Source organism: Streptosporangium minutum, from assembly GCF_002149035.1.
GTDB classification, from domain to species: domain Bacteria; phylum Actinomycetota; class Actinomycetes; order Streptosporangiales; family Streptosporangiaceae; genus Streptosporangium; species Streptosporangium minutum.
Genome location: NZ_NGFP01000304.1, coordinates 1 through 10,316, shown reverse-complemented (window position 1 = coordinate 10,316; position 10,316 = coordinate 1). Strand labels below are relative to the sequence as shown.

Here is a 10,316-nt window from a genome sequence, read left to right as displayed (position 1 = left end):
GGCCGAGGTCAGACGCAGGGCGTCGAGCATCAGTGCCAGATACCGGTGCCTGATCTGGGCGGTGCGCTCCTCGTCGCCGAGGTGGAGGGCGGCGAGCTGATCGAGGATCAACGACGTGTCGGCGACGTTCACGCCGGGACGGAGGGCGCCGGCCCGGGCGGCGCGGTCGAAGACCCGCTCGGCCAGCTCGGCCGCTCGGGTGGAGGTGCGGCGGAGGTCCTCGTCGGGGGTGAAGGTGCCGGCCAGATTGATCGTCAGGGACTGGACGTCGGCGTCCACGACGCGGCGCATGAAGCCGGCGAAGGCGTTCCACGGGTCGCCCTCGTCGGCCAGGGCGGTCTCGGCCTCGGCGATGTAGGTTTTCAGGCCTTCCGCGCACAGCTTGCGGAGCAGGTCCTCCTTGCCGGCGTAGCGGCGGTAGAGCGCGCTGATCCCCACCCCCGCCCGCTCGGCCACCGCGGCGATCGGAGCGCCGGGATCGGCGACGAAGACCGCGCGCGCGGCGTCGAGGATCACTTGGTCGTTACGGGCTGCCTGGGCTTTGCGGCCGTTCATGGGCGCCGTGCCTGTTGTCTCCATACCGTCAATATAACAAATGGAACATAATATTCCGTTCTATTGATGGACGGATTCTGGGAAACTTCGGCGCGTCCAACCTGCCACGCGGGCGGGGTGATCGAGGAATCCTGGCTCCCGGCCCGGTGGCGACCGGTGCCCTTGAGTCGTACGCCCCGGGGCCTGCGCGCAGAGGCGGGTTGCAAGTAATAGGCAGACCGGTCTATTTTTTAGGTATGGGACAGAAGGGCGAGGAGACGCGGAACAGGTTGCTGGACGCGACCCAGGAGCTGATCGAGGGGGGCGGCTACTCCGGAGCCGGGCTGAACCAGGTGATCGCGGCCAGCGGGACTCCGCGCGGCTCGCTCTACTTCCACTTCCCCGGCGGCAAGGACCAGATGGTCGCCGAGTCCGTACGGCGGGGCGGTCGTGAGATCGGCCGGGCCGTGGAAGAGCTGGCGGAGGCCGTTCCCGACACCGCGAGCCTGGCCGTCGCCGTGCTGACGCTGCTCGGCGACCGGCTGGAAGCGTCCGGGTGGCGCAAGGGCTGTCCGGTGGCCACGGTCGCGCTGGAGATGGCGGCCACCAGCGACCCGCTGCAGGAGGTCTGCTCGGAGGTCTACGGCTCCTGGGAGGGCATGCTCCGCGACCGGCTGGCCGCCGACGGGCATCCCGAGGCGGGTGACGTGGCCGTCACCGTTCTCGCCCTGATCGAGGGGGCGCTGCTGCTGGCCAGGGCGCACCGCAGCCGGGAACCGCTCGATCGGGTGGCCCGCCGGATCGTGACGCTGCTGTAGAAGCCGCGCAAGACGGCGCCCCGCTGCGGGGAAGCCTTCCCTGGGGGTCTTCCTCTGCCCTTTTAATATGTAGACCGATCTATTATGAGGTGATCGCATGCCCCCCGACTCCATCGTCTTCGGCGCGGCGGGATTCGTCGGCCGCTCCCTGGTCGCGGAGCTGCTGCGGCAGAACCGCCGGGTGGCCGCCGCCGTGCGCGGACCGGCGGAACGGCTCACGTCCTGGCTCGCCGGGCAGCGGGCGGACACCACGGGGCTGACCGTCGTCGGCGCCGACATCACCGCGCCCGGACTCGGCCTCGGAGGCGGCGAGGGCATGGAGGCCCAGGGCCTGGAAGGAATCCGTGACGTCTACAACGCCGCCGCCCGCTTCGCCTTCGGACTGAGCGTCGAGGAGGCAAGACGGGTCAACGTGACCGGGGCGCTCAACGTGGTGGACTGGGCCGCCACCCGGCCCGGCCTGCGCCGCCTGGTCCACATCAGCGGTTACCGCGTCGGCGGCGCTCCCGTGGACCCTCGCGTGGACGGCGCCTACGAGGCGTCCAAGAAGGAGGCCGACGCGGCGGTGCGGGGCCGGGCGGGCGAGCTGGGCGTCCCGCTGACGATCGTCAACCCCAGCAGCGTGATCGGTCCCGGCCAGTTCATCGGCCTGGCCTCGATGATCGAGGATCTCTGGCGCGGGCGGCTCCCGGCACTCCCCGGGGGAGCCGGCACCTTCCTGCCGGTCGTCGAGAGCGGCTACTTCGCCCGCTTCATGGCAGCCCTCCCCGAACACGAGGAGACCGGGGGAGAGGCCTACTGGGTGCTCGACGACGGCACCCCCGAGCTGCCGGAGCTGGTCTCCCTGATCGCCGGGCACCTGGGCGTGCCCGCGCCCCGGCTGACGATCCCGGTCCGGCTCCTGCGGCGGCTGCCCCGCGTGCTCACCCGGGCCGACCCCGAGACGCTGTCGTTCATATCCGGCGACCGCTACGACACCGCCTCCGCCCTGGCCTTCGCGGAGCGGGCCGGACTGCGCATGCCCCCGGTCGGGGAGGCGCTCCGGAGCTGGGCCGACGGGCTGGTCGGCGCCCGGTTCGGCGCCGGCGCCCCGCCACGCGGGCCGTACGGCTTCCGGAACGTGGCGGGGAGCCGGACCTGGGTGGTGGGTGAGCGGGAGAACCCCGAGTACGTGCTGCTGCACGGGCTGCCGCTGGACGCCGATTCATGGGAGGGCGTGCGCGCCCGGCTGGGCGTCCCCGTGCTCGCCGCCGACCTGCCGGGCATGGGCCGTTCCGCGCCCGCTCCCTCGTTCGACGGCTGGACGGAGGCCCTGATGGAGCCGGTCAGGACGCGGCCGGTGCTGGTCGGGCACTCCCTCGGCTGCGGCCCCGTCCTGCGGTACGCGCAGGCCCATCCCGGCCGGGTGGCCGCCGTGGTCCTCGTCGCCCCGGCCTTCCTCCAGCCGCCCTCGGGACGTTTCCCCCGTTCGAGGGCGGCCGTGCCGGTGCTGCGCCGGATGCCGGGGGACCGTCTGGGGGAGCGCCTCGGCGTCCCAGGGGACGCGATCGCGGACCTGCGCCGTCCGGGGGCCGCCCGCCGGGTGGTCGAGGCGATGCGCGCGGCCCACGCCGGGCGGCCGGAGCTCCGCCGGGTGTTCGACCGGGTCGTCGAGGAGTCCCGGGTCCCGGTGACGGTCGTCGCCGGGTCGGGCGATCCGCCGGCCGTGGGCACGCCCGCCACCCTGATCCAGGGCGCCGGACACTATCCCCAGCTCACCCACCCCGACGAGCTGGTGGCCGCTATCCGAGCAGCCGGTGGGCGAGCTCTCCCAGAGCCGTCGCGACCCGCGCGGGGCTGAGCCCCCGCTCGATCCGCTGGTAGGTGTAGACCTCGGGGGCCAGCGGGGCGAGCACGACCTCGACCAGCGCGTCCGGGTCGGGCACTCCGGCGGAGACCAGCAGCGAGCGCACGTGCAGCCGCCAGAAACCGTAGGCCCCGGTGGCGAACCGTGAGCGCCCGGTCTCGGCGCCCAGCACCAGATGGGCGTGGGCCTCCAGCAGCTCCACCGTCGCCGCGTAGAAGGCGGCCAGCCGCTCGGCGGGCGGCGCTCCCGGGCCCAGGGGCGCCGCGCCGCCGATCAGCTTCTCCTGCAGCGCCTTCTCGTGCTCGTCGAGCATCGCGGTCGCGATCGCGGCCCGGTCGGGGTAGCGGCGGTACAGCGTGCCGCGCCCCACCCCGGCCGCCTTGGCGATGTCGTCCATGGTGACGTTCGGCGCACCCTTGGCCGCGAACAGCCGCCCGGCTGCCTCCAGGATGCGCGCCCGGTTGCGCGCGGCGTCTGCTCTCTCCATGACCCAAGGGTATATGTGGACACGTTGTCCGCTACGCGGGACGGGGCGACCCGGTGCCGGTCAGGCCGTCTGCTCGGCCGACATGTGTTGTCCCAGCGGCGTGAGGGCGCGGTGAACGGACGTGCCCTCACGCCGCACGGTGATCTGATCGAGCGTGAGCGGATCGCGGGCGGCGGGCACGAGCAGCCGGGGCGGCGCGCCTTCAGGCCCCGGAAACGGGGGAAGACCCGCCGGGGCGGGTCTTCCGTGGATCGGGATCAGGCGGCGGGGGTGGGGCCGCTGGCGAGCGGGAATCGTAAGATGTTCCGTCCGGTGTAGGCGCGCAGGTCGACGACCTTGGCGTCTGCCGCGGCCCTGCGGCGTGTCGCGGAGCGGATATCCCTGATCTTGAGCCGTGCGACGTATGGTGGCACGACCACAAGTCTCTTCATTGAGCCCCCCGGCGTGATGAATCCGTTACGCGAGATGTCTACAGATCACCGCGTAAAACCACCGTAAAGATCCGGCCAGCAGGGGAGCCAGCGGCCCGACGGAGACCGTAGGTCCAGGTCGGCCGGGTGGGCGTGACGGCGCCGGTCCTGCGGCCGGATGGTCCTGATGCGTCGCATGGCCTGCGTCCTCTCCCCGGACGCGCCGTTCCGGGCGGCTGCGCCCCGTGCCGCCCGCTCCACGCCGCCGGGCGTCCGGCCGCGGGCGCCTGCGGCCGGGGTGGCCCGCACGGATGCCCGCGCGGGCCAACCTGGTTGTGCGGTACGACCCGGATCAACTGGTTTGACTACGCCGGGATCCGGCGGCCGGACGCGTGGTGACGCGGATCCGGTTCCACGCGTTGATCGCCGCGATCACCGTCACCGGCGCGGCCGGCGTGTACCGGCCTCCGGCGCCGAACCGCCTGGTCCAGCCGCGACCAGGCGTCCTGGACCACGTCCTCGGTCTCGTCGAGGCTGCCGAGCAGGCCGTAGGCCATGCCCGCCGCCGGGGCCGGATGGCGTCGAACCCGGTCGCGAGATCTTCGTCGCCGTTCACGCAAGGAGGACGAGACATCTCCTGAGTGTGTGACATCCGGCGAACTATGCTGCCCACCGGGGCGTCCGACGAGCCGCCGAACGGAGATGAGATGAGCACCGGGCTGATCGACGGGGATCCCCAGAGGCTGGGCGGCTACTGGCTGGCCGGACGGCTGGGCGCGGGCGGTCAGGGCGTGGTCTACGAGGCCTACGACGCCGAGGGCAGGCGGGTCGCGGTCAAGGTCCTGCACGGCGACGCGGGCGGCGATCCCGAGCTGCGCGACCGGTTCGGCCGGGAGGCGGCCGCCGCCCGGCGGGTCGCCTCGTTCTGCACGGCGGCCGTGATCGACGCCGACCTCGACGGGCCCAGGCCCTACATCGTCTCCGAATACGTGGAGGGCCCCAGCCTGCGCAGGGCGGTGGCCGACGGACGCCGCTTCACCGGCGGCGACCTGCACCGCCTGGCGACCGCGGTCGCCACCGCGCTCACCGCCATCCATGACGCCGGGGTCATCCACCGCGACCTTAAACCCGACAACGTGCTGCTCGGCCCGGACGGCCCCCGGGTGATCGACTTCGGCGTCGCCCGCACGGAGGAGATGTCGCTGACCGCCACCGGCATGGTGGCGGGCACGCCGACCTACATGGCACCCGAGATCTTCATGGGCCATCGCGCGGGCACCTCGGCCGACGTGTTCGCCTGGGGCGGGATCATGGTCTTCGCCGCGACCGGGGCCGACCCGTTCCGGGCCGAGAGCCTGGGCGGCGTCATGCACCGCGTGCTCTCCGTCCAGCCCCAGCTCGACATGCTGCCCGAACGGCTCCGCCCGTTCATCGCGGCCTCGCTCGCCAAGGACCCGCAGGCCAGGCCGTCGGCCAGGGACCTGCTGCTCGCCCTGGTCAGCGACGGCGGCCGGCTCGACACCCCGCGGCTGCTCGCGGTGGGCAGCAACGCCGGAGCGCGGATCCGCGCCGCCTCCGCGGACCCCGCGCTCGGCACCCTTGCCGAGGAGGCCTACGCCGCGCTCGGCCAGGCCGAGCGGGAGCTCGCCCCCGAGGTGTTCCTCCGGCTGGTCACCGTGACCGACGACGGCGAGCAGGCCGTACGGCGGGCGCAGTGGGCCGAGCTCCTCGACGGGCGGCGGGAGGACGAGGCGGCCGCCGTGAGCCGGGTGCTCCAGGCTTTCGCCTACCTGGTGGTCCACGACGAGCAGGAGGTCTGGCTGTCGCGGCCGGCCCTGCCGCAGGCGTGGCCCCGGCTGCGCCTGTGGGTCCAGGCCAACCGGGACGGCCTGGCCGTCCACCGGGGGATCCTCGCCGCCGCGCGGCGCTGGCAGACCCAGGGGCGCCGGGACGGCGACCTGTTCCAGGGCAGCAGCCTGGAGAACGCCATGAGCTGGGCGGCCACCGGCCGCCGCAACATCACGCTGAGCCCGGTCGAGCGCGACTTCCTGGAGGCGGGCGCCGCCCTCACCAAACGCCGCGCGCGCCGGGGCCGGCTGCTCTCCATGACGCTGGCCGTGCTGCTGGTGGCCGCGTTGGCCGCCGGGGCGCTCGCCGTACAGCAGAGCAGGGTGGCCGAGGCGCGCAGCGCCACCATCGCGCTCCAGCGTGACCAGGCGGGGGCCCGCCAGCTCGCCGCGACGGCCGACTCGCTGCGGGTCGCCGAGCCGGTCAGGGCCATGCTGCTCAGCGTGGCGGCCTGGCGGCTGGCCCCGGTGGCCGAGGCCAGGGCGAGCCTGGCGGGCTCGCTCGCCCAGCGGGAGACGGCCACCTTCCACGACCCGGCCACCGCGATACAGACGCTCCGGGCGCTGAGCCGCGACGGGCGCACGCTCGTCAGCGCGGGCGGGGGCGAGGTGCGGATCTGGGACGTGCGGACCGGCAGGCGCGCCGGAGGGTTCAGGGGGATCGGCGACGACCTGCGAGGGATCGCGCTGAGCCCGAGCGGCAGGCTGCTCGCGGTGATCAGCGGGCTGGAGCTGAAACTCTGGGACGTGGCCAAGGGCAGGCCGACCGGCGCGACCCTCGCCGTCCAGGGACGTGAGGCCGGCGGCGACACCCAGGTGTTCTTCGGCCAGGCCGAGGACCGGGTCCTGGTGACCGAGGGGGAGGGGCTCACGGTCTGGAACCCCGTGACGGGGGAGAAGCAGTTCCCACCGGTCACGGGCGTGGACCTCGACACCTCCGCGGACGGCAGGGGGCTGGCCGTCGGCGGCCTCGACGGCGTACCGGTGGCCTTGACCCTGGCCGGCCTGCGCCGGATCCCGCTGGGGAGCCGGTGCGACGCCTGCGGGCTGCGGGTCGCCTACAGCCCGGACGGCAGGACCATCGCGGTCGGCCGCGGGAAGAGCGTCCAGCTGCGCGACGCCTTCACCGGAGCCGACCTGGAGCGCCCGTTCGCCGCCGGCAACGGCGGAGATCTGCGTTTCAGCCCCGACGGGCGCTTCCTGGCCGCCGCGGACGAGACGAGCATCAAGCTCTGGCGGGTCCAGGACGGCCGGCTGCTGCTCACCCAGAGGATCGACGCGTTCATGCCCGCCGTGGCCTTCGACCCCGACGGGCGCACGCTGCGCTACCTCACCGAGGACGCGGTCACCGCCCTCGACATCACCGCGCTGACCAGACCCGTCGTGCTCAAGGGACCCGGCACCCACTGGGCCGAACTGAGCCCGGACGGGCGCCTGCTCGCCTCCCGGGACAGCCAGGCCGGCGAGGTCCGGCTCTGGGACGTCCGGCGGCGCAAACCCCTCGCCGCCCTGACCGTGGGGCCCGAGGGCGCCGACGGCTACTTCGAGATGGCCTTCAGCGGCGACGGCAGGCGGCTGGCGGTCAACACCGGCGGGGAGAGTTCCCGGCTGACGATCTGGGACACCGCCACCTTCAGGCGGATCACCACCGTCGAGACGGCGCGCGAGGGACAGGTGCCCGCTCTGGCGATGAACGCCGACGGCACCGCCGTCGCCTCCTACGTCCTGTACTACGACTCCGAGAAGGCACCCCGCGGGGAGGTCCACCTGTGGGACGTGCCCGGTGGCCGCCACCGCTGGTCCGTGGCCCAGGAGTACGTCGAGGCGCTGAGGTTCACCCCCGACGGCAGGGCCATCGGGGTCGCCGGCGGAGAGCAGCGGCTGCTGGACGTGGCGACCGGGAGACCGTTCGGCGCCACGTACGGCTCGCCGACCGTCAGCATCCCGGTGACCTCGCTGGTCTTCAGCGCGGACGGCGCCCGCACCGCCACGGCCGACCAGGTAGGGCGGATATCGGTGTGGGAGACGGGATCCAGGGGCAGGGTGGGCACCCTCATCCGGGGCGGCGACGGAGCCGGGGTCAGCCTGGCCTACTCGCCGCGCGGCGACGTGGTCGCGGCCGGGGTCGACCCCCAGTCGGTGGCGCTGTGGGACATCGCGACCGGGCGCCGCCTCGGCCAGCCGATCGTGGCGCACACCGGGGACCTCCAGTCGCTGGCGTTCACCGCCGACGGGTCCCGGCTCATCACGGTCGACTCCGCCGGCACCCTGGCCGAGCAGCCGGTCGACCCGGAGCAGGTGGCGCACGCGGTCTGCGGGCGGGCCGGCCGTACGCTGTCGCGGGAGGAGTGGCGGACCTACCTGACCGATGTTCCATATCGCGAGATATGTCCGGATTAATCCAAATTTTCTGCCCGAAGATCGCGCCCAAGGCCGTACGAGAGTCGCGGCGAGGTGGATCGGGGGGATCTGCAACGCTTTCGGGGGTTACCGGCCGGCCGGGCAGGCAGTCGTCCAAGCGAGTGAGGGCGAATCACCCTGGCGGCGGACGCACCCGCAGTAGTCGCCCCCTTACGGTCTTCGACTGCAGGAGACGACGCAGGGGGAAGTTCCGATGCTCAAACTGTCCGATGCGAGTGACTTCACGGGTGAGGGCCTCACGCGGGCCCTGGAGGGCTACCTGTCCCACTGGGCCGAGCGGTCCGGCATCGTCGTCGAGACCTGGGCGCTGCCCGGCGGGGCCGTGCCCCGCGAAATCGCCCGGGCGGTGTACGCCACCGTTCTGGAGGCCCTTGCCAACGTCGAACGGCACAGCGGCGCGTCCCATGTCTCCGTCGCGATCACGCTGAGCGCGAGCGGCCTGCGGATGACCGTCAGCGACGACGGCGGCGGATTCCCCGAGAACCGGGCGGACCGCTCCCCGGGAAGAGGCCTGGCCGCCATGCGGGCCTGCTTCGCCGAGGTGGGCGGCACGTTGACGGTCAACACCGTCCCGGCGGGCGGCACCACCGTCACGGGGGTCGTCCCCATGTGAGAACCGCTCGCGGACGGGTGGGCGCGTCGGGGGAACGGTCCCGTCGTGCCTCCTGGCGGCGCAGGCCGTGAGTGGGCGGAACACGTCGGGGAATGGCGTGCGCGTGGCCCGTGAATGGCGAGTCCCAGCGATCCATCACCATCCATGGTGTGACACTTTCCCAGAGTCGGAATCGAGTTTGCGCAGGTAAGGGCATATACGAACCGACTGATCAGGTCGGAGGCGATCACTCGTGACCGGGCCGAATGAACCGACGTTTTTCGGGGGGAAACATGGCGCAGTGTGAGGTCTGCGGCAACGATTACGACATGAGCTTCGAGGTGCACGCCCAAGGGGCCGTGCACGTCTTCGACAGCTTCGAATGCGCGATCCAGCGGATGGCGCCCATCTGCGAGCGCTGCGGAGTCCGTATCGTCGGGCACGGTGTCCAGGCCGGTCGGAGCTGGTTCTGCTGCGCGCACTGCGCCCGGCAGGAGGGCGCGGACACGATCGTCGACCGGGTCGGGATCCCCTCCCAGCAGGGAGCGCAGTAGACGACTCCCGCTCGGAGCGTCACGGGCCGGCACTCCTCTTCCCGGAGAGCGGCCGTCATCTCTTCCCGGCGAGCGGTCGTCATCGGCGCACCGGGCCCGTCATGCGCTGAGGGCCGCCGAGGCGGCATGAGCTCCGCCGCCCTGCCGGCACCGTCCGCCCGGCACATGTGACCTGGGTGCGCGAGGATGCTCCAGTGTCCGGTGATGTCCATGCCGCAGGCCCGGCACGAGCGATCGTGCCGGGCCTGCGGACGGTTGGAAGCTCAGGTCAGCTCAGCGGCCAGCAGGTGGCGTGAGAGGTGATCTGCGCAGGCAGAAGGCCCTCGTTCCTGGCCGTCACGGCCCAGGAGTTGTTGGCCAGGTTGGCGAGGTTGGCGGTGACGAGCAACCCGTCCGGGTTCGCGTATCCACCGTTGATCAGCGCCGTGTTGATGGGGCATATGGCACTGGCGGTCCCTACGCCGTCAGCCTCGACCGTGATGGTCTCGTTGACGTCCTGAGGGTTCACGACGATGCCCGCATTCCCCTGCGGGCCCTGCTCACCCTGCGGTCCCTGGGGTCCAGCTTCGCCCTGCGGGCCCTGCTCACCTTGCGGTCCGGTGTCGCCCTGCGGTCCGGCTTCGCCCTGCGGGCCCTGTGCRCCGGTCTCRCCCTGCGGTCCGGTGTCGCCCTGCGGGCCCTGCTCACCTTGCGGTCCGGTCTCGCCTTGCGGGCCCTGTGCACCGGTCTCACCCTGTGCACCGGTCTCACCCTGCGGGCCCTGCGGTCCGGTGTCGCCCTGCGGGCCCTGTGCGCCGGTGTCGCCGG

At 72.8% G+C, this 10,316-nt stretch carries 11 protein-coding genes; 7 read left to right on the top strand and 4 right to left on the bottom strand.

Annotated elements, in window-relative coordinates:
- Positions 1-579, bottom strand: a 579-nt coding sequence (locus CA984_RS38960) for a TetR/AcrR family transcriptional regulator (RefSeq protein WP_242676417.1), incomplete at its 3' end; no start/stop codon positions are given.
- A 212-nt stretch (positions 580-791) separates the two neighbouring features.
- Between CA984_RS38960 and CA984_RS38955 the strand changes: the two genes are divergently transcribed.
- Together CA984_RS38955 and CA984_RS38950 are read left to right on the top strand one after the other, a co-directional pair.
- Positions 792-1,352: a TetR/AcrR family transcriptional regulator gene (locus CA984_RS38955; protein WP_086578395.1), complete on the top strand. Its 561-nt coding sequence runs from the start codon at positions 792-794 to the stop codon at positions 1,350-1,352.
- A 97-nt stretch (positions 1,353-1,449) separates the two neighbouring features.
- Complete coding sequence (locus CA984_RS38950; RefSeq protein ID WP_086578394.1) at positions 1,450-3,192, top strand: alpha/beta fold hydrolase; 1,743 nt, start codon at positions 1,450-1,452, stop codon at positions 3,190-3,192.
- Here the strand turns inward: CA984_RS38950 and CA984_RS38945 are convergent.
- Both CA984_RS38945 and CA984_RS46725 read right to left on the bottom strand, forming a co-directional pair.
- A complete protein-coding gene (locus CA984_RS38945) occupies positions 3,134-3,685 on the bottom strand; it encodes a TetR/AcrR family transcriptional regulator (protein ID WP_086578393.1) in 552 nt (183 codons plus the stop codon). The two genes, CA984_RS38950 and CA984_RS38945, sit on opposite strands and share 59 nt — an antisense overlap.
- 257 nt (positions 3,686-3,942) lie before the next feature.
- Positions 3,943-4,116 carry a hypothetical protein gene (locus CA984_RS46725; protein ID WP_165781583.1) on the bottom strand — a complete coding sequence of 58 codons (174 nt, stop codon included), beginning with the start codon at positions 4,114-4,116 and terminating at the stop codon, positions 3,943-3,945.
- Positions 4,117-4,490: 374 nt separating this feature from the next.
- Between CA984_RS46725 and CA984_RS46720 the strand changes: the two genes are divergently transcribed.
- From CA984_RS46720 to CA984_RS38925, 4 genes are all read left to right on the top strand, one after another.
- Positions 4,491-4,736 carry a hypothetical protein gene (locus CA984_RS46720; RefSeq protein WP_165781582.1) on the top strand — a complete coding sequence of 82 codons (246 nt, stop codon included), beginning with the start codon at positions 4,491-4,493 and terminating at the stop codon, positions 4,734-4,736.
- A 66-nt stretch (positions 4,737-4,802) separates the two neighbouring features.
- Positions 4,803-8,342: a serine/threonine-protein kinase gene (locus CA984_RS38935; protein ID WP_165781581.1), complete on the top strand. Its 3,540-nt coding sequence runs from the start codon at positions 4,803-4,805 to the stop codon at positions 8,340-8,342.
- 214 nt (positions 8,343-8,556) lie between these two features.
- Positions 8,557-8,976, top strand: a complete 420-nt coding sequence (locus CA984_RS38930; protein ID WP_086578390.1) for a sensor histidine kinase — start codon at positions 8,557-8,559, stop codon at positions 8,974-8,976.
- A 272-nt stretch (positions 8,977-9,248) separates the two neighbouring features.
- A complete protein-coding gene (locus tag CA984_RS38925; protein ID WP_031165153.1) occupies positions 9,249-9,509 on the top strand; it encodes a hypothetical protein in 261 nt (86 codons plus the stop codon).
- Between the two features lie 268 nt (positions 9,510-9,777).
- On the opposite strand, the gene CA984_RS48430 is transcribed toward CA984_RS38925, so the two are convergent.
- Positions 9,778-10,017, bottom strand: coding sequence for a hypothetical protein (locus CA984_RS48430; protein ID WP_051864784.1), 240 nt, complete (start codon positions 10,015-10,017; stop codon positions 9,778-9,780).
- 81 nt (positions 10,018-10,098) lie between these two features.
- Here CA984_RS48430 and CA984_RS48935 point away from each other — a divergent pair.
- A partial coding sequence (locus CA984_RS48935; protein WP_278249091.1) for a hypothetical protein occupies positions 10,099-10,316 on the top strand: 218 nt, incomplete at its 3' end.

What these genes read in the sequence shown, in the direction of transcription:
- CA984_RS38945 (WP_086578393.1), bottom strand. Translation starts at nt 3,685, where the DNA reads ATGGAGAGAGCAGACGCCGCGCGCAACCGGGCGCGCATCCTGGAGGCA.
- CA984_RS38955 (WP_086578395.1), top strand. Translation starts at nt 792, where the DNA reads ATGGGACAGAAGGGCGAGGAGACGCGGAACAGGTTGCTGGACGCGACC.
- CA984_RS46725 (WP_165781583.1), bottom strand. Translation starts at nt 4,116, where the DNA reads ATGAAGAGACTTGTGGTCGTGCCACCATACGTCGCACGGCTCAAGATC.
- CA984_RS38950 (WP_086578394.1), top strand. Translation starts at nt 1,450, where the DNA reads ATGCCCCCCGACTCCATCGTCTTCGGCGCGGCGGGATTCGTCGGCCGC.
- CA984_RS38930 (WP_086578390.1), top strand. Translation starts at nt 8,557, where the DNA reads ATGCTCAAACTGTCCGATGCGAGTGACTTCACGGGTGAGGGCCTCACG.
- CA984_RS38935 (WP_165781581.1), top strand. Translation starts at nt 4,803, where the DNA reads ATGAGCACCGGGCTGATCGACGGGGATCCCCAGAGGCTGGGCGGCTAC.
- CA984_RS38925 (WP_031165153.1), top strand. Translation starts at nt 9,249, where the DNA reads ATGGCGCAGTGTGAGGTCTGCGGCAACGATTACGACATGAGCTTCGAG.